At 38.3% G+C, this 19,814-nt stretch carries 16 protein-coding genes and 1 other RNA gene; 13 read left to right on the top strand and 4 right to left on the bottom strand.

What is annotated here, in order from left to right; all coding sequences use genetic code 11:
* Positions 1 to 16: 16 nt before the first annotated feature.
* The 5 genes from F598_RS0106785 (at position 17) to F598_RS0106800 (ending at position 4,026) form a co-directional block, all read left to right on the top strand.
* Entirely contained in the window at positions 17 to 937 is a 921-nt protein-coding gene (locus tag F598_RS0106785; protein WP_245539761.1) for an SMP-30/gluconolactonase/LRE family protein, read from the top strand.
* Positions 938 to 1,037: 100 nt separating this feature from the next.
* Positions 1,038 to 1,403, top strand: an RNA gene (gene rnpB, locus F598_RS14950) — RNase P RNA component class A.
* A 181-nt stretch (positions 1,404 to 1,584) separates the two neighbouring features.
* On the top strand, positions 1,585 to 2,148 hold the full coding sequence (locus F598_RS0106790) for an RNA polymerase sigma factor (RefSeq protein WP_019038280.1): 564 nt from the start codon (positions 1,585 to 1,587) through the stop codon (positions 2,146 to 2,148).
* Positions 2,135 to 2,794: a hypothetical protein gene (locus F598_RS0106795; protein ID WP_019038281.1), complete on the top strand. Its 660-nt coding sequence runs from the start codon at positions 2,135 to 2,137 to the stop codon at positions 2,792 to 2,794. Before F598_RS0106790 ends, F598_RS0106795 begins: the two co-directional genes overlap by 14 nt.
* Before the next feature lie 83 nt (positions 2,795 to 2,877).
* Positions 2,878 to 4,026 (top strand): hypothetical protein, encoded by a 1,149-nt coding sequence (locus F598_RS0106800; protein WP_019038282.1) that lies wholly within the window; start codon positions 2,878 to 2,880, stop codon positions 4,024 to 4,026.
* 286 nt (positions 4,027 to 4,312) lie between these two features.
* Here the strand turns inward: F598_RS0106800 and F598_RS0106805 are convergent, their stop codons facing one another.
* Positions 4,313 to 5,776 (bottom strand): aminoacyl-histidine dipeptidase, encoded by a 1,464-nt coding sequence (locus F598_RS0106805; RefSeq protein WP_019038283.1) that lies wholly within the window; start codon positions 5,774 to 5,776, stop codon positions 4,313 to 4,315.
* Positions 5,777 to 5,926: 150 nt separating this feature from the next.
* Between F598_RS0106805 and F598_RS0106810 the strand changes: the two genes are divergently transcribed.
* Complete coding sequence (locus F598_RS0106810) at positions 5,927 to 7,411, top strand: sodium/proline symporter (protein WP_019038284.1); 1,485 nt, start codon at positions 5,927 to 5,929, stop codon at positions 7,409 to 7,411.
* A gap of 424 nt (positions 7,412 to 7,835) precedes the next feature.
* Here the strand turns inward: F598_RS0106810 and F598_RS0106815 are convergent, their stop codons facing one another.
* The gene (locus F598_RS0106815) at positions 7,836 to 8,591 is read right to left on the bottom strand and encodes an SDR family NAD(P)-dependent oxidoreductase (protein WP_019038285.1); all 756 of its coding nucleotides are present in this window, start codon (positions 8,589 to 8,591) and stop codon (positions 7,836 to 7,838) included.
* A gap of 99 nt (positions 8,592 to 8,690) precedes the next feature.
* Between F598_RS0106815 and F598_RS0106820 the strand changes: the two genes are divergently transcribed.
* From F598_RS0106820 to F598_RS0106855, 7 genes are all read left to right on the top strand, one after another.
* On the top strand, positions 8,691 to 9,644 hold the full coding sequence (locus F598_RS0106820) for a calcium/sodium antiporter (RefSeq protein ID WP_019038286.1): 954 nt from the start codon (positions 8,691 to 8,693) through the stop codon (positions 9,642 to 9,644).
* A 61-nt stretch (positions 9,645 to 9,705) separates the two neighbouring features.
* The gene (locus F598_RS0106825) at positions 9,706 to 10,824 is read left to right on the top strand and encodes a DUF2891 domain-containing protein (RefSeq protein ID WP_019038287.1); all 1,119 of its coding nucleotides are present in this window, start codon (positions 9,706 to 9,708) and stop codon (positions 10,822 to 10,824) included.
* Positions 10,817 to 12,037: an Nramp family divalent metal transporter gene (locus F598_RS0106830; RefSeq protein WP_019038288.1), complete on the top strand. Its 1,221-nt coding sequence runs from the start codon at positions 10,817 to 10,819 to the stop codon at positions 12,035 to 12,037. The genes F598_RS0106825 and F598_RS0106830 overlap by 8 nt, the downstream gene beginning before the upstream one ends.
* A 46-nt stretch (positions 12,038 to 12,083) precedes the next feature.
* Positions 12,084 to 12,827, top strand: coding sequence for a Dph6-related ATP pyrophosphatase (locus F598_RS0106835; RefSeq protein WP_019038289.1), 744 nt, complete (start codon positions 12,084 to 12,086; stop codon positions 12,825 to 12,827).
* A 186-nt stretch (positions 12,828 to 13,013) separates the two neighbouring features.
* Positions 13,014 to 14,747: a gamma-glutamyltransferase gene (gene ggt / locus F598_RS0106840; RefSeq protein ID WP_019038290.1), complete on the top strand. Its 1,734-nt coding sequence runs from the start codon at positions 13,014 to 13,016 to the stop codon at positions 14,745 to 14,747.
* Between the two features lie 183 nt (positions 14,748 to 14,930).
* On the top strand, positions 14,931 to 15,245 hold the full coding sequence (locus F598_RS15520; RefSeq protein WP_019038291.1) for a hypothetical protein: 315 nt from the start codon (positions 14,931 to 14,933) through the stop codon (positions 15,243 to 15,245).
* Positions 15,246 to 15,918: 673 nt separating this feature from the next.
* Entirely contained in the window at positions 15,919 to 17,034 is a 1,116-nt protein-coding gene (locus F598_RS0106855) for an SDR family oxidoreductase (protein ID WP_019038293.1), read from the top strand.
* A gap of 21 nt (positions 17,035 to 17,055) precedes the next feature.
* Here the strand turns inward: F598_RS0106855 and F598_RS0106860 are convergent, their stop codons facing one another.
* Together F598_RS0106860 and F598_RS0106865 are read right to left on the bottom strand one after the other, a co-directional pair.
* The gene (locus F598_RS0106860) at positions 17,056 to 18,402 is read right to left on the bottom strand and encodes a sensor histidine kinase (protein ID WP_019038294.1); all 1,347 of its coding nucleotides are present in this window, start codon (positions 18,400 to 18,402) and stop codon (positions 17,056 to 17,058) included.
* On the bottom strand, positions 18,392 to 19,735 hold the full coding sequence (locus F598_RS0106865; protein WP_019038295.1) for a sigma-54-dependent transcriptional regulator: 1,344 nt from the start codon (positions 19,733 to 19,735) through the stop codon (positions 18,392 to 18,394). Before F598_RS0106865 ends, F598_RS0106860 begins: the two co-directional genes overlap by 11 nt.
* Positions 19,736 to 19,814: the final 79 nt, after the last annotated feature.

Below are 19,814 nucleotides of genomic sequence, written 5' to 3' on the forward strand. Positions count from 1 at the left end.
TTTTGAAGATAGTTTTATGAAGAAGTTCATCTGTACAATTAGTATTTTAATGCTTTGGTCTTGTAATCAAAATGCGGGAGAACAGCCTAAAGAGGATATAAAAATAGAGACTAAGACAGAAGACATTACTATTACCAATAAGATTGAAAAATTAGCCACCGATTTTAAGTTCACAGAAGGTCCGGCTGTTGATAAGAAAGGCAATGTTTATTTTACGGATATTCCTGAAAATAAAATCTACATCTGGACGACTGCCGACAGCTTAAGTACCTATCGCGAAGACTCCAATGGCGCTAACGGGCTGTATTTTGACGAGGAGCAGAATCTGTATGCCTGCGAAGGTGGCAAAACCAGAATTACACGCACAAGTCCAGCGGGCGATTATAAAGTCATAGCGTCAGAATATAATGGAAAAGAATTTAATCGCACCAATGATCTTTGGGTCAACCCTAAAGGCGGGGTGTATTTTACAGATCCAAAATATGGAAGAGATCAGGATCAACTTCCTCAGGGCAGTATGCAGGTGTATTATTTTGATACCAATGACAACTCGGTGATACGGGTCACTGATGATTTGATTAAACCGAATGGTCTCATCGGTACACCCGATGGAAAGACACTTTACATCACCGATCCAGGCGCCAATACCACTTACCAATACAATATAGAGAACGACGGTACTCTTTCTGATAAATCGCTTTTTGTAGAATTTGGAGGGGATGGTATGACTATCGATCAGCAGGGAAATGTGTACCTCACGACTAGCGGTCAACCTCAGGTCGATGTCTTTTCACCTGAAGGTAAATTGCTAAAAAGTATCAAGGTGCCTGAGCAACCTTCTAACGTTACGTTTGGCGGAGAAAACCGCGATCAGCTTTTTATCACGGCCCGCACTTCACTTTACAGAGTGGGATTGAATAAAAAAGGAGTTCAGTAATAATGAGTCTGATAGTCTATGAGCTTTTGAGTCTATAAGTCTTGATTTTCTTAACTGGATTTTTTATGAAAGAATATCTCAAAATTAGCCCTATTTTTGCCCCGCAGGTCGCTCTATCGCTGTTCCGTCCCGATAGTTATCGGGAGTGAAGAGAGGAAAGTCCGGACACCATAGCACAACATAGCGGGTAACGCCCGTCGTCCCGTCCCTGTCCCGACAGCCATCGGGATCGGGACGGGGAAGGACCAGTGCAACAGAAAGCAAGTACAGTTCGGCTGTAGTGAAATCGGTAAACTCTATGTGGTGAAATGTTATGTAAACCAAGGTTTGAGGGTTGTGCGCCCGATCTTGGAGGGTAAACAGATAGAGGGTGTTGGTAACAGCACTCCTAGATAAATGATAGAGACTCGATCCCGATGACTATTAGGATCGAGAACAGAATCCGGCTTATAGACCTGCTTTTTTTCTTTTTTTGATTTTGTTTTATACTTTATTTTAGGCTTCACGAAAGTAGCTTAAAGCCCCGTCTCACTTAAGATTGGATGTCTTGTTAAGATGATAACTGAATTTTTTTAAAATTTATTTGAAACTCCAGGCAACGCTGAAGGTTTATTTATCGTCTATATTTATAGACACCTATTCCAATCGTGAAACTGATTAATTTACATAGAGACCTGGAGCAAACCATCAAAGCGGCTCAGCACCTTGACCAAAAGGCCCAGTACCGCTTATATAAGCAGTTTGCACCCAAAATGCTCTCGGTGTGTAGACAATACGTTTCAGACCTACATCATGCCGAAGACCTTATGTCTACAGGTTTTGTCAAAGTCTTTAAACATTTAAAACAGTATCAGTTTAAAGGTAGTTTTGAAGGTTGGGTGCGCAGAATCATGGTCACAACTGCAATAGATTACATAAGACGAGAAAAAGACTTAGAGTTTGTAACCGATAATTTCGACCAGTATGCAGATGTCGAGATGCCTAGCCTTCAGGAATGGTCTGTTGATGAACTTCAAGGCTTTATAGATGAATTGCCAGAAGGCTATAAGTTGGTCTTTACCATGTATGTGCTGGAAGATTACTCGCACAAGGCTATCGCCGAAGCACTACATATTTCTGAAGCGACCTCAAGATCACAGCTGTTTAAGGCCAAACAATTGCTCAAAACCAAATTAGAAACCCACAGATCCAGATCACATGGACAAGTTTAAAAAAGAGATACAACAGAAATTCAGTCAGCGAGAAATCCAGCCGACTGATGAAGCCTGGGGAAAAATTACAGGAGAATTAGCCAGTTCTCGTGCTAAGAAAACTAAAAGCCCATGGCTGTGGGCTGGAATCGCCGCAGGATTTATTGGGCTTCTAGTTTTGCTTGCACCAATGTATTTATTGGAGAACACTAGTTTACCCGTGGTTAATTCAAAAGAGAAAGAAACTCCAACCATTGAAGCTAAACGTGAAAGCCTTATTTCCGTTGATCAACTACAGTCCAAAGGGATCTTAAAGTCCACAGTTCGATTCTCTAGTGACAATTCAATCATTGAAGTTCCTAAGACTGTAATTAGAAGTCAACCCACATCAACTCAACTTAAAGCGAACAGTTTATTAGCAGAAGTAGAGCAGGAATTAAAAAATGAGCGGTACACTCAGAAAAACATAAATGAAGTTGATGCACTGTTGGCTCAGGCCAGAGCAAATCTGAGTTCAGCCAAAGACCTACAGCTTTTCGATCAAATCTCTGCAGAACAGCTTTTAGCTGAGATCGATCTTGAAGACACTAATTCATTTAGAGATAAAATATGGACACTCATCGAAACTAATTTTAAAGAATTAAAAACTAGCCTGGGTGCTAGATAATTTGTAAAAAAACAGAATGGTCGGCGCCAACCTTAAGACTTTTCTGACTATTTAATCAATGTTCAACTCAAAACACACCTATCATGCCTGTTAAAATTACACTTATCATTGCCTTTTTCTTTAGCTTTTGGAGCACTCAGCTGATTGCTCAGGAGAGAGACTTTTCAGCCTTTACTGAAATAGAAACCACCGAACTTAAAGCTCTGTTATCACGAATTGAAAGTGAAGAAAAAGAGCTGTTGAAGACGACCGTCAAAAACATCAATAAAAAACTGGAAAACGGTAATCTGTCACAAGCCGAAGCTCAGGAACAAAAACTGGAAGCCGCTGAAGACTCAGCCAAAAATATTGAAGAAGCACAGGAACTTGTGTATAACTGGGCCTCCTTTCAAAAGAGAAAATACGGACAATTTGACCTAGAGCAATTTGATGAGTACGAATCTTATATGTCGATTATTAATGACCTTGGGCTCAGTCCTTCTGAACTAAATTTTGAATTTGACCTTTTTAGCAGTAAAAAATCAAAGGAGAAGTCGAACAAAACCCCTTTAAAAGAAAGAGATTTACCTTATTCTAGCAGAACCTTTAGTGATTTATTCATCAGTATTTCGTTTAATAATGCATTGCTGGACGGTGGAAGTATAGATGATACTCCATTTAAATTTGGAGGAAGTCGAAGTTTCGAAATAGGCTATGAGTGGAGTACACGAGTATTTAAAGAATCTAATTTCCTTAGACTCAATTATGGGTTTTCATTCCAATTCAACGGGTTAAAGCCAGAAAATAATCAAATTTTTGTCGAAAATGGAGATCAAACTGAATTGGAAACCTTTGAATTTGATTTAGATAAATCTAAATTCAGGATGGATAATTTGATTCTTCCTGTTCACCTGCAGTTCGGAAGCTCTGAAACCACTGTTTTGGATAATGGTAATAAGCGATTTACCGATCATGACTTTAAAGTGGGGCTTGGTGGTTTTGTAGGCTTTAATTTACTCAACACTCAAAAATTGAAATTTGATGATGGTCGTCGAGATGAAAAACTAAAACAACGCGATGATTTTAATACTAATAACCTCCTGTACGGCTTAAGTGCTTACGTAGGCTGGGAAACCTTTTCCATATTTGCTCAGTATAACTTAAATCCCATATTCACCGATAATGTAAGAGATTTAAATAACTTCCAAATCGGAGTAAGACTCTTGATGGATAGAAGGCATCAATATGATTAAGAGCTTTTCAAAGATTTAAGTCTAATGTCATCTACAAATTAGATCTGTGAGGTTTTTAAAACCTCACAGGTCTTTGTTTTATGATAAAAAGCATTCTTCATTCCGTTGCGCTACGTTCCCGCCAGAGGACGGGCAGGCCCGCCTGAACGAGTCAAGTCGGGCAGGCAGAATGACAGAGTGTTGTCATTCCAACAGAGAAGCTTTTTCGCTTCGACGAGGAATCTTTGTTTTACGATAAGAGAGATTCTTCCTTCCGCTGCGCTACTTTCAGAATGACAACCCGACTTTATCCTTTCTTGGGAATTTGTTTTAAAACCTCTTTTGTGAGTTTCCAAAATTTTTGAGTACTGGAAATGCTGGCGCGTTCATCGGGAGAATGTGCTCCTCTAATAGTTGGGCCGAAGGAGATCATATCCATGTCTGGATAATGGCTTCCTAAAATACCACATTCCAAACCCGCGTGACAAGCAGCAACATGTGCTTTCTCCTGATTTTGTTCCTGATAAATACGATCGACAACTTTTAGAATCTCTGATTCTGGATTGGGTGCCCAACCTGGATAATCTCCAGATAAATCGACCTGAAAGCCTGCTAAGTCAAAAGCAGAAGACAGAGAATTGACCAAGTCCTCTTTCGATGAGGTCACTGACGATCGGGTAAGGCATAAAATTTCAATTTTACCCTCTCCAATTTCTATTTTAGCTATGTTATTTGAAGTTTCAACTAGCCCTTCGATATCCGGACTCATTCTATACACCCCATTATGTGCCGCATAAATGGATTTTAAAACCGCGTCCTGTACATCACTGCTCATGATTTTGGTAGGCAACTCGGTCTCTTCTAAGTGAAAGCTCATGTCTGGCTCCAAACTTGCAAACTCAGATTTGATTTCATGAAAAACACGGTCCAATTCATTCTCAAATTTGGCTTTATGATCCTGATTTAAGATGATCACGGCCTCACTTTCTCTAGGAATCGCATTTCTTAGTCCACCACCTTGCACCTTGGCTACCCTTGAGTTGACGGAGGTATAAGCAGTATATAATAGACGATTCATCAAGACGTTGGCGTTAGCCAGACCTTTGATGATATCCATACCAGAATGTCCGCCCTGAAGCCCTTTTAGTTTTAGCCTGTATGCCAATGAATTCTCTGGAACAGATTCTTCGATATAAAAGCGTGTGGCGGTCAGATCAACTCCACCAGCACAACCAATCCCGATCTCATCGTCTTCTTCCGTATCCAGATTGAGTAGAATCTCACCAGAGAGAATACTACCGTCTAGTTCTTTAGCTCCAGTCATCCCGGTTTCCTCATCGATGGTAAATAAAGCTTCCAAAGCTGGATGAGGTAAGTCTTTGCTTTCCAAAATCGCCATTATGGTGGCCACACCAAGCCCGTTATCGGCTCCAAGGGTGGTTCCCTCTGCTTTCACCCAATCGCCATCCACATACATCTTGATGCCTTCAGTTGAAAAATCAAATTGAGTATCGTTATTTTTTTGATGTACCATATCCAGGTGAGACTGTAAAACGGTGGTCTTACGATCTTCCATCCCAGAGGTGGCTGGCTTTTTGATGATCACATTCCCCACCTTATCCTGCAAGGTTTCCAGGCCTAAAGATTGTCCAAACTCCTTCATAAAGGCGATGACTTGTTCTTCTTTTTTGGAGGCTCTTGGCACTGCATTGAGCGCGGAGAAGTGTTTCCAAATCGCTTTAGGCTCTAAGTCTTGTATAGCTGTATTCATGTTTATTTCAGTTTTTTACAAAGGTAAGAGGCTGTAAGAAACAGCATGATAAGGAATTGATAAATTTCAAAGCCACTAATTTTAAAATTAGGTTTTTTCTCTTTTTACATCGATAGTATAACTTAGTTGACCAATTTATAATCCAGAGTGATGCTTACCAAAATTATAGCCTTATGTATTTACGTTTTAATTCTATTTTTAATTGGGTATGTCGCCTCCAAACGGATTAAAAACATCAGTGACTATTATGTTGGTGGAAAGAAAATTGGCTATTGGGCGGTCGCTTTTTCTGCCCGAGCTACGGGGGAGTCGGGTTGGATTTTAATCGGGCTTACGGGGATGGGAGCCCTGGCGGGCTTATCGGCTTATTGGGTGGTTGTAGGCGAAGTGCTGGGAGTGGCTATTTCCTGGTTGTTTATGGCCAAACCTTTTAAGCGCCTTACGGATAAGTATGATTCTGTAACGGTTCCCGATTATTTGGAAAGTCATTTTAATACGAAAACTCACTGGCTGAGGGGAATTTCGGCTACTGTGCTTTCTATTTTTGTGGTGATCTACGTAAGCTCTCAAATTGATGCTACAGGGATTGCCTTTGAGTCGATGCTAGATATGAATTATTTTCATGGAGCTATTTTAGGCTTTTTAATTGTTCTGGTTTATATTTTTATAGGTGGATTTGTGGCTGTGGTCTGGTCTGATTTGTTTCAGGGGTTTTTGATGTTTTTAGGCCTGGTCTTACTGCCTATCGTTTCCTGGATAGCCATAGACACTGATGCTGGAATGGTTCAGGAACTGCACGACATTGATCCTGCCTTAACAAGTCTCTGGGGCGGGCAAACGGATACCTGGCTAAACATAGCGACCATTTTAGGATTTGCCGCTATTGGACTTGGTTTTTTAGGATCTCCACAGGTTTACGTGCGATTTATGTCGATCAAAAACGAAACAGAGATCACTAAAGGAAGCCGGGTAGCTATATTATTTACTTTGCTTACGGATTTTGCGGCGGTAAGTATAGGGGTTTTAGCCAGAGTTTTTTTTACTGAATCGGGTCAGGATCCGGAAATGATCTTCGGGATTGGTGGTGCTGATGTGTTGGGCATGATGACAGAGAATTTTCTTCCACTAGTGCTCACTGCTATTTACGTTGCTATCATTTTATCGGCCATCATGTCTACCATCGACTCCCTACTTGTCATGGCTTCAAGCGCCATTGTGAGAGATTTTTACCAAAAGATTTTTAGGCCCGACCTTAGTAACAGTCAATTAACCAAAACTTCGCGTTGGGTGACTCTCGGTATTGCTCTACTGGCTTTAGGTCTGGCCATGGTCATAGCTATTGTAGCTCCAGAACGGCAGGTGTTTTGGGTGATTATTTTTGGATGGTCTGGTATTGCCGCTACTTTTTGTCCTGTGATCATCTTGTCCTTATTTTGGAAAGCTTATTCTGAAGCGGGAGCCATTGCATCTATGATTTCTGGTTTCTTGAGTGTTGCTGTGGTCAAGTTTGTGCTCCAGGAGTCTAAAACGCTAGGGGTTTACTTTGAAAAGATAGACGTACTGCTACCTTCATTTTTGATAGCACTAGGTTTTGGCTGGTTGTTTACCAAGCTTTTCCCCAGACGTGTGTCTTAGAGATTCTATGAATACTGCGCGATAAAGAAACTGGACCGCTTCGCTTTTAGAACAAATAATTTTGAAGGGATACTGGCTTTGATAACACTAATAAGAGCATATTTAAGAGGGGCAACTCCCTGATATTAGTAATAATAAAAGTTGAAAATAAATCAAAGGGGCAGCGTCCTAACTTTTAAATCTTGTTTTATACCCCAGAGAGGCAGAGTTCGCTTTACTGGCAAAGTGGAACAATAAGGGCTCCAATTCAACAGGTTTTTTTATCAAAATCAATTCTGAAAGACTTCAGATTAACGCAAAGCTTAAATTTTAGTTCAATTAACAAAGTGAACTTACAACTTCAGATCCCAACTTTAGGTGGACTCGATAGTGTTAAGCTAGTGATATCGAAGTACAGCCAAGTTTGCTCTACCTAAAATCAACCTTAATTTGACTTTTTTACCATGGTACTGCTGGCCTGAGCCGTCGGCATGACCACCAAATCGGCTATATTGACGTGATAAGGTCTTGTTATTGTGAAATGGATGATGTCGGCGATGTCTTCGGGCTGAAGCGCTTGAAAGCCCTTATAGACCTGATCTGCTCGCTCATCGTCTCCTTTGAATCTGACTTTGCTGAACTCAGTTTCCACAAGGCCTGGATTGATGGCGCCTACACGTATCCCGTGTTGATTGAGATCCATACGCATCCCCTGGTTGATCGCATCTACAGCATGCTTGCTGGCACAATACACATTGCCTTTGGGATAGACTTCTTTGCCTGCCGTGGATCCAATATTGATAATATGACCCTCATGATTTTTTATCATTTGCTGAATAATAGGCTGGGAGACATAAAGTAATCCTTTAACGTTGATGTCTAGCATGGCGTCCCAATCCTGTGAAGAACCATCCTGAAGAAAATCCAGTCCGTGCGCATTTCCTGCATTATTAATAAGAATCTGTATGTTTTTAAATTTAGACGGGAGAGAGTCTAAAGCCTCGTTAACAGCATTTTGATCTCTCACATCGAAGTTGAGTGTAGTGACTTCTGTATGTGCAGACAATTCAGTTTTTAGAGTATCCAGACGCTCCTGTCGGCGACCACAAAGAATGAGTTTAAATTTTTCCTGAGCTAGTTTATGGGCAGTAGCTAAACCGATTCCGCTGGTAGCCCCTGTAATCAGTGCAATTTGAGACATAAAATATATTTTGCTTAAAAGTAATTAAAAGCGATGAAATTTTAGTCAAACTTTAATTTTGAATCGTTTAAGAAATTACATTTGTTTAAAATATAATTGATGTTTTTCGACATAAGTTTAGTTGTTTTAGGTTTCGTACTCTTGATCTCTGGAGCCGATGCTCTGGTGAAAGGCGCTTCGGCTCTGGCCAAAAAGCTCAACATGTCCGATCTGGCTATCGGTCTGACGATCGTTGCGTTTGGGACGTCAGCTCCAGAGTTAGTCGTGAGTTCTGTAGCCTCTTTAAACGAGCAATCTGATTTGATCTTAGGCAATGTGATAGGGAGTAATAATTTTAATTTATTTGTGATTTTAGGGGTGGTAGCTCTCATTAAGCCTATCTCCGTTCAAAAAGGTATGGTATGGATTGAGATCCCAGTATCTCTGGCTGTGGTCGTTGTACTTTACGTCTTATCCAATTCATTTTTCGACAATGAAATAGGGATTGTAACTAGACTAGACGCCATCATTTTGCTTGTTTTATTTGTGGGGTTTATGTTCTACGTCTATAAAGGATTATCCACAGAAGCTGCAGGTATTGAAATCCAGTCTTCAAACCCTTTGTCCAATTTAATGATGACGCTGTTTGTAGTGCTGGGTTTAGGAGGACTTATTTTAGGCGGCCACTTGGTCGTCACCAGTGCAACCGATATTGCCTTAAGCTTTGGCGTAAGTGATAAAGTGATTGGTCTAACCATTGTGGCTGCTGGGACTTCACTTCCGGAACTCGTCACTTCAGTGGTCGCAGCGACTAAAAACAACGCCGATATTGCCTTAGGGAATGTGATAGGCTCCAACATTTTTAATATTTTACTTATTGTTCCAGTGAGCGCATTGATTCATCCTATTATTTATAATACCTCGTTTAATCTGGATATGTACATTCTGCTGGGTGGAAGTTTGTTTTTATTTATTGCCATGTTTAGTGGTCAAGCTAAACGACTGGATCGGTGGGAGGCATTGATTTTGTTGCTTGGTTTTATCATCTATACGGGCTATATGGTTTCTAAATGATGAACTTGTCGTGGTTTAACTTTTGAAGAAATCACATGCTTTGCTTAACTTGTTTGCCAAAATGAAGTTTATGAAATTGACATTAATAGTATTGCTGTCCTTGACTATTCTAAGCTGTCAAAATTCACCTGAAAATAAGGGAGGAACCAAATCTCCTTACCAGTCTCAAAATTTCTCTGACTTTGGAATAGAAGAAGCAGAACAATTGACAGAACTTCCTTTACAGTGTATCTCACAGGAGTTCCCCAATAAACTGGGTCAGGTGCTAGGCTCTGAAGAAGATCTGGCTAGGCCCAAAGAGCTACGTCCTGCTTTCTTTGGTTGCTTCGACTGGCACTCCGCCGTCCATAGTCAGTGGTCGCTTGTCAAATTACTTAAGGAATTTCCAGAATTGAAACAAGCCGATAGCATAAGAAGTGCTTTGTCTCAACGCTTGACCTCAGAAAACATAAAAATTGAAATTGACTTTTTTAAAACCGAACATAATCAAAACTTTGAACGGACTTATGGCTGGGCTTGGCTGTTCACTTTGGCTAAAGAGTTAAAGACCTGGGAAGACCCTCAGGCCAAAGAATGGCTCTCCAACCTGATGCCATTAGTAGAAGTGCTTGAAGAAAAAATGAAAGAATTTTTACCCAAATTAGTTTATCCCATCCGGGTAGGAGAGCATCCTAATACGGCTTTTGCTTTATCGATGACTTTAGATTTTGCTGAAGTCTTCGAAAAGGAAGATCTCAAATCTTTGATTATTAAGCGTTCTAAAGATTTTTATCTGCAAGATCAAAACTGCCCTCTAGATTGGGAACCCAGCGGTTATGATTTTTTATCACCTTGTCTGGAAGAAGCATCACTTATGGCAAAAGTTTTACCAGAAGAGGAGTTTCAAGCTTGGGTCAAAGAATTTATGCCAGGCTTATTTTCAAAATATTTTAGTTTAGAGGTCGCAGAAGTAAGCGACAGGTCTGATGGTAAGTTGGTGCATCTCGACGGACTTAATTTTAGCAGGGCTTGGAATTTATATGAGCTAGCAGAACGCTACGAGGCCTTTTATCATTTAAAAACCATAGGCGATCAGCATTTTGTGAAGGCATATCCGAATTTGTTTGGAGATTCCTATGAAGGAGCACATTGGTTAGGGAGCTTTGCGCTTTATGCTTTAGAACAGCGTCCTAATGATTAAAAAAATAGCTTCTTATTTTGGTCCAGGAACTTTCGTAGCGGCTGCTTTTATAGGTCCTGGAACCATAACCGTCTGTTCTATTGCAGGCGTGAAGTTTGGGACCGATCTTCTTTGGGCTTTGGTGGTATCTATCCTGGCAACCATTGTTTTACAGAACATGTCGGCTAGAGTAGGACTGGTGACCAAAATGGATTTGGGTACAGCAGTGAGAACTATTATCAAACAGCCGATTTTAAAAGTTGTCCTCAGCTCTCTGGTTGTCCTCGCTATTGTGTTTGGGAATGCCGCTTATGAAGCAGGAAACCTCAGTGGAGCAGTAATGGGCTTTTCGGTGATTTATTCCGATACACAGCTTAATTTTGGAAGTTTTAGTCTTGAATATTTGCCTTTGGTAATTGGAGCCTGTTGTTTTTTTATTCTGAATTTAAACAGCTATAAGAAAATTGAAAACGTTCTGATTGTTCTCGTCGTTTTGATGAGTTTATCGTTTTTAACAACTGCTTTTATCACTTCGCCAGATTACGCCTCTCTCTTTGAGGGGCTGTTCTATTTTAAATTGCCTTCAGCATCATTAACCACTGTATTGGCTATCGTTGGGACCACAGTTGTTCCTTATAATTTATTTCTACACTCTTCAATTGTTCAGGAAAAGTGGAAAAATTTAAATAGTTTGAAGGCGGCTAAGCTCGATTCTGCTATCGCCATTGGCCTTGGCGGTGTTGTATCTATCGCCGTGGTGATTGCTGCTTCTCGTTTGCCTAAAAATGAATTAAGCTCCATTCTGGATATGGCTGAAACTTTAGAACCTCTCTACGGATCATACGCAAAATACCTGCTGGGGTTTGGGTTTTTTGCAGCTGGTATCACCTCAACCCTTACTGCAGCCCTTGCTGCAGCTTATGTGCTAAAGGGCTGCCTAGGCTGGAAGATTAACAATTCCCATCCCAAATTCAAGTGGACCTGGCGAAGCATTCTTTTGCTAGGAGTTGTCTTTTCTTCTCTGGGCATTAACCCTATCCAACTTATTCAAATTGCCCAAGTGAGCAATGCTGTTTTACTTCCTTTTGTTGCTGCACTATTATTAGTTATCGTTTCCAACCAAAAGCTAATGGGTAATTATAAAAACACCTGGCTACAAAGTATCTATGGTGTTTTGATTGTGATGTTTTGTTTGTTTTTGAGTGTGAAGAGTTTGATAGTTATATTTGATTAATAAGCAGATCGATATTTTATTTAATCATTTTAAAATTTATTAAGTCTTGAAAGATGAACTCATTATCAACTGGAGTGGAGGAAAAGACTCTGCTTTAATGCTTTATAAAATTCTTCAGTCAAAAAAATTCAAACACCTTAAGTTATTAACTAATACAAGTGAGACTCATCAACGCATCACTATGCACGGTGTAAACATAAAAATGTTAGAAGCTCAAGCTAGAAGCCTTGGTTTACCCCTTGAAATATTGAAATTACCAGACGCTCCAACTATGAATGACTATGAGACTATAACAACTTCAGCTTATAAAAAACTAAAATCTAATGGAGCGACCACAGTAGCCAGTGGTGATATTTTTCTAGAAGATTTAAAACAGTATAAAGAAAAACAGGTTAAACAACTAGATTTAAAGCCTTTATTCCCACTTTGGAAGCAATCCAGCAAGGATACAGTTCTTGAGTTTTTGGATCTGGGATTTAAGGCTATAACAACTTGTATCAATGAAAATCTTTTAGATCAACGTTTTGTTGGACGAGTGATCGATAGAGAGTTCTTAAGCGATCTCCCTAAAACAGTAGATCCATGTGGTGAAAACGGAGAGTTTCATAGTTTCGTTTTCGACGGTCCTATATTTAAAACTCCAATCGAATTTGATAAAGGCAAACTTTTTTTTACACATTATAGATCACCAGAGAAAGACGACTTAGAAAGTGACAGTGATTCTAAGTATAATCTAAATACAGATCAAGATTCTGTAGGTTTTTGGTTTTGCGATCTCATTTTAAAGTAAGTATGGATACAAAAATGTAGTTATAATTAAATGCCTACGTGAATAGTTTAAAAACTGATTAACCTGAATTTGATTCAATTGCATTATCAATTTAGAGAGATCTGAGGCTAAAGGAGCTCATTTATATTTCTACAGAGTAATATAAATGATTAAATTGAAACTTTATTTATTTTAAATTTAATACTTATGAATATTTCTTTCAAAACTTCTTTTAAACTACTCTTTAGTCTATTATTAAGCAGTTTGAGTTTCTCCCAACCCGACAGAGAAGCTAATGGAAAAAATTTCGCGACTCGATCGGAAGTGATTGGGCAGCACGGGATGGTGGCGACCAGTCATCCGCTGGCTACCCAAATTGGCTTGGATATTTTGAAACAAGGCGGTAATGCCATAGATGCAGCTATTGCTGCTAATGCAGCGACAGGTTTGATGGAGCCCACCGGGAATGGAATAGGAGGAGACTTGTTTGCTATCATTTGGCATGAAAAAAGTCAGAAACTATATGCGATAAATGCTAGTGGACGCTCAGCATTAGGTTTGTCTTACGACGAGTTGTTGAAGGAACTGGATAAAATTGAAAAGAAAAGTATTCCACCTTACGACTTGCTTTCGGTTTCAGTTCCAGGAGCGGTGGATGGCTGGTTTGAGCTTCACCAGAAATTTGGATCACTGCCCATGGAAACTATTCTTGCTTCACCAATAGATTATGCTCAAAACGGATTTCCGGTGACGGAGGCTATATCTATGCGCTGGAGAAGTAGCGTCCCTTTTTTAAAATCACAACCAGGCGCCTTTGAAAGCACTTTCACTATCGATGGAGAAGGTCCTAAAAAAGGAGAGATTTTCAAAAATCCAGACTTGGCTAATACTTTAAGTTTGCTAGCTAAACAAGGTAGAGATGTATTTTATGAAGGTGAGATTGCTAAAAAAATTGATCGCTGGATGAAAGATCAGGGCGGTTATTTAAGACTTAAAGATTTTGAAACTCATACATCAGAATGGATCGACCCTGTCTCCACTAATTACAGGGGCTATGATGTCTATCAGGTGGGAGGAAATGTTCAGGGCACAGCTGTCTTACAAATGTTGAATATTCTGGAGGGCTATGACCTTTCGTCGATGGGTTATGGGACTGTTGAAACTTTGCATGCGTTTATAGAAACCAAAAAGCTGGTTTATGAAGACAGAGCCAAACATTACGCCGATTCTGACTTTCAGGATGTGCCTTATGATATTTTGTTATCAAAGACCTATGCTGCAGAACGCAGAGCACTCATTGGAGAACAAGCGATGAAGGATGTAAGTACTGGTGTAGAAGTCATCGAGAATGGGGATACGGTGTACTTAACTACAGCAGATAACGAAGGCAATATGGTATCCTTAATCCAAAGTAACTTTAGAGGCATGGGGACAGGTTTTGTGGTGCCAGGACTTGGATTTAGTTTTCAGAATCGTGGAGAGTTATTTTCCACAGACCCTGAACACCCTAATGTGTATGCTCCTGGAAAACGTCCATTTCATACGATTATTCCTGGATTTGTGATGAAAGACGGCAAACCTTTTTTTAGTTACGGCAATATGGGAGGCGCTTACCAGCCTATTGGTCATGTGAGTATCTTAACAAATATCATCGATTTTGGAATGAATGTTCAGGAAGCAGGGGATGCTGCGAGGTGGGATCACTCTGGTTCCTCAGAGCCTACAGGCCAAGTGACAGATCAACTACAAACCACCGGGCAGGTGAACGTAGAGTCTGGAATTCCTTATGAAGTGGTTCGGCAATTACGAGCTAAAGGTCATAAGGTTGAAGTAGGAAATAGCTTTTTTGGCAGGTATCAGGGCATTCTTTATGATCACGAAAAAGACGTTTATTATGGAGCTTCAGAATCTCGAGTGGATGGACAGGCTGCGGGGTATTAATTGACTTTGGTTTATAAACTCAAAGCTGTTAATACCACCATGAAAAGACAAATCAGTTAACTATTTGATAGATGTTTTTGGCTGTTAGACTGAATTTAAATAATTTAATTAGACTTTATAATTTTAATTAATCATTTTATTGTGATTAAAATTAGTTAAGATTTTCAATCAATTTTAAGTCAGATGAAAGCAAAAAACAAAATTCTCTATTTCCTGCAAGAAATTTTTATAGTGGTTATTGGCGTGATCATAGTCGTTTCCATCGGGAAGTATAAAGAAAATATCAATAACCAGGACTACCTTGACAAAACGCTTAAAACCATTGAAAACGAAATTGAATTTAGTCAGATTGACCTAGACAGCGTGTTAGTGAGGCACCTAAAGCTTTATGAGCAACTAGATATCGAAACCTATAGTGATGAACAAAAGACCCTTGCCGAGTTTCTTCTAAATTCTGGAGAGGTGCAGGTGGCTACCACACAAAATGTAAGTTTATGATTTTTTATTTCCAATAAGGCTGAATTGATTGAATTTGATATCATCTCTGAGCTTCTGGAGATCGAATTTCAGTCTGAACTTTTAGCCTCTAAATATAAGAGGCTAACTGATTTCGCTTATGAATACCTTAACGATCAAAGTAAAGAAACAAAATTTAAATTCGGATATATTTTGACAGATGTCATCGACTCAGAACAAACTCTACTAGCGTCTTATTCGAGTTTGTTAAGTAATAATAATCTCTTTATTGATAATTGAAATTTATAATTCAAAATTTATGAAGACTTCATTGAATTAAAAAAAGGTATACTCAACTATTTTAATAATCCAATCTTTTTTCATCTCTCATAAGAAATTAAAAAACCCACTTTTGATTTTTCAAAAGTGGGTTTAATAGTGGAGTCGGGGAGAACGACCAAAATTTCGATTATCCAGTTTTTACAGGCTATAAGAAAGGCTTAAAATTATTGGTCACCGAATTGGTCTCGCTTTAACATTTATTAACGTTTAATTCAAATTAAATAGATGATTTTAAACCATTTTTATAACTCAATTATGCTTTATAAATCTTTAATGAGCATTTTCTTTTTGAGTTTAAATTTTGTATTTATAAAATCTTAGAGAATGGTAAACCATAAACTTAACTACATTTGAATTTTTAAAATAAATTCTAATGAATTGTTTGCTCACAGGAAGTACAGGTATTTTAGGAAGTCATATTCTTTTTGAATGGATCCAGAAAGCATTAGTTGAAGGCTCTGTAGATCACCTGTATGTTGTCATTAGAAGCGACCATAGAACGGCTTACCAGCGTTTACTGGCCGTATTGCAAGATGAGTCAAGACCAGAATTTTTGAATGAATTTAGCCTGGAAGCTTGTCTAATTAATATAACAGTCATCGATTCAGATTTAACTTCACTACTAGCTAGCAACTTACAAAAGTTCCAATTTGATACCGTGATACACTCCGCGGCTTCCACAAGTTTAGCGCAAACCACCACATCCAAAGACAAAGTTCAAAAACAAAACCTTAGTGTTACCAAACACCTTTTGAAACAATTACCAGATTGTGTTAAGCGATTCATCTACGTTAGTACGGCCTATTCTTATGGCATACAGCAAGACAAGGTAAAAGAAAACATCGCCAACTATCCTGTCACAAACTTCAGAAACGCCTACGAAAAATCTAAATTTGAAAGTGAATCCTTGGTCAAGCAATTTTGTCTAGAACACAACCTTGAGGTGCAGATTCTTAGACCAAGTATCATCTGTGGCCGATTGATTGATAAGCCTTTTTATGAAACACCAAAGTTTGACGTTTTTTATTCCTGGGCTATATTTTTGAATAAATATGCTAAGGATTCTAAAGCTAATTTCAGAATCTGGATCGACAAAGACAGTGGTCTTAATATTGTGCCGGTTGATTTTGTATCTAAGGCAGTTCTGCATGCCTACCTCAATCCTTCTATTGAAGAGCTCAATATCGTCAATCCTAAGCCTATTTTGCATAAAAATTACATAGGTCACGTCTTGAATTATTTCAATATCCGCTCGTTTGAGTTGTCAACCCACATGCCCATTAATTTGAATCCGCTGGAATCCCTTTACTACAAAAGCCTGGGTTCTGTATTCGAAAAATACGTATCAATCCCAGACCTGAAATTCAACTCGGATGCTATCTTGAAATTCATCAACCAACTTCAGCTGGACACCACTCTGGGAGTTCATGAAAACTTTATCAATTTGATCGATTATTCAGTCGAAAAAAAATTCAGAAGAAGTTATTAGATTACCACATTGTAAAACGCGTCAGTCCTTAAAAATAAGTTGGACAGACGTTCCTTTATCTTTTAGGCTTTTAATTTGAATTTTACCGCCATGAAGTGTCATGATTTGTTTAGATAAACTTAAGCCAATACCACTGCCTTCTTTCTTGGTGGTGAAAAAGGGTATAAAAATCTGATCTTTTATCTCTTCTGGAATTCCTTTTCCATTATCTGCAACACTTATAACAATTTGATTGTCGAATGTTTTTTTTGCATAAACCTTAACTTCAGTATTACCTATCCCTTTACAAGCTTCAAAGGCATTTAAGATCAAATTGATTAAGATTTGTTCGAGTAAATACGAATCGGCTTCAATTCTTAAATTTGAGTTGCTAATATCAAAAATTAACTCTGTATGATCTGGTTCACTAGTTTTTAGAAGTTTTTCCAAATTCTGAAACAGATTTACAATTTGAACTTCTTCTTTATCAATATGCGTAACTTTACTCAAGCTTCTGTATGTTTTAGCAAACTTCAGTAGGCCTTCACTTCTTTTTTCAATACTGGTTAATCCTATATTTAGGTCTTCTAGGTCTAATTTTTCCCGATCTTCATTTTTAGAAAATAGCTCAACCTGAGATTTGAGAGTCCCCGCTAACGAAGAAATAGGCGCAATAGAATTCATAATTTCATGTGTCATGACACTCAATAATCTTTTCCAGGCTTCAGATTCAGTCTTATTTAGTGTGTCTTCAATATTATGCAATACAATTAATTGAAAAGAATTATCACCCACGTTAAATTTTGAATTTGAGACCAAAGCTTTTGTGGTTTCTTTTTTAACAGGTATTTCTAAAGTGATGGGATCGGAGTAAAAGCTATTAAAAATCAGCTCATATAATTTTTGATTTCTTTTTTTTACAAATGAAATATTTTTGAACGAAGGGAAGTCCAAAGAATTTAAAATAGACTCGTTAGCCCATAATACCTTTCCATTTTTGGTTTCGAAAGCAAGTATTCCGATATCAACCAATTCAAGTATTTTCTGTAAATACAGATATTGATTTTCTTTTTCGCTGTTGATGTTCCTAATTACAGAATTCACAATATTGAAGCCTTCGTACAACGACTGTATGTCTTTAGATTTATTTTTTTCTAAATAGTGTCTGGAGAAATCTCTGTATTTTACAGCTTCAAAAAAATCTTCTATCACACTCATTCTTTTGCTTAAAAACTTATAGAATTCTAGAGTTAAGAATATCAACACACCAAATGAGCCTATGACTATATAATAATTAGATTCAAAGAACGAATACATACCTACCCCAATACAAATGACCAGCATCACGATCCGAACAACAACACCAGTATGATAGTTTTTAAAGGTCATATTTTTCTAGTCTTCTGTACAAAGCTGCACGAGTAATTCCCAATTCTTTAGCAGATTTGGATATGTTTCCTTTGTTCTTATCAATTACCTTTAGGATGGTATTTTTCTCTACGGTGTCCAGACGTGTATCTTCTGATTTCAACTTTTCCACTTTGTTTTCCAAAGATGAAAAGGATAGGTCTTTAGCTGTCAACAAAGTACCTTCCGCCATTATAACAGCCCGCTCTATGACAAATTGAAGTTCCCTGACGTTTCCTGGAAATAAATGGTTTTTTAGCTGACTAATAAAACTAGAATCAAGCTTAAAAGGGCCTTTAGCATACTTTTCTGAATATACGTCTAAAAAGTGTTTTGCGAGTAAAGTAATATCGGTTGGCCTTTCTCTTAAAGGTGGCATAATGATATCCACAGTATTGATTCTATAAATTAAATCTTTTCTGAATTTGGATTCATCAGATAATTCTGAAATCTCAAGATTGGTTGCACAAATCAACCTGATGTCAACAGGAATCTCTTCATTGGAGCCTAAAGGAGTAATGTGCCTGTTTTGAAGTACAGTCAATAAACGGGCTTGCTGACTTAAACTGATATTTCCAATTTCATCAAGAAATAAAGTTCCTCCATTCGCAGCTTCAAAACGGCCTTTCCGGTCTTCTCTTGCATCTGTAAATGCCCCTTTTTTATAGCCAAATAGTTCGCTTTCAAAAAGTGAAGAAGTCAGAGCACCTACATCTACTTTCACAAAAGGCTTGTGTTTACGATTGGAGTTTTCATGAATAGCTTTGGCTGCCAGGTCTTTCCCAGTCCCATTTTCTCCCAAAATAAGAATGTTGGCATCTGTAGGAGCTACCTTATGAATTTTATGGAAAACACTATTAATCTCTTCACTTTCACCAACTATTTTAAAATTATCTATAGCTACTTTAGCTACTTTTCCTTTGCTTTTTTTATTCTGAATTAATTCTTTTACAGAATCAATAACCTTCTGGTTCTGCCATGGCTTAACAATGAAATCTGAAGCCCCTTCTTTTAAAGATCTTATAGCTAAATTAATATCACCATAAGCTGTGATTAAGATCACATCTGCACTTGGGGTGATGTCCTTTATTTTTTTTAGCCAGAAAATGCCTTCGTTTCCTGTATTGATCAATCCATTGAAATTCATGTCTAAAATGACCAAATCGAAATGTCTGCTACTAAGTATTGATACTAATTGACTAGGATGTTTTTCTACGACGATTTCAGAAACGAAAGGTTTTAATAATAAGCGTAAAGCCGTTAAAACATCCTGATCGTCATCTATAATTAAAATGCTGGACTGTTTGAGTTGCATGCTTACAATATTACAATTAATTCAAACTTTTTTGAAATTCTAAGCCAACAAAAACAACTCTGCATAAAGTTGTACCGTA

The sequence above is a fragment of the Psychroflexus tropicus DSM 15496 genome (genome assembly GCF_000378765.1).
In the GTDB taxonomy this organism is placed as follows: Bacteria; Bacteroidota; Bacteroidia; order Flavobacteriales; family Flavobacteriaceae; genus Psychroflexus; species Psychroflexus tropicus.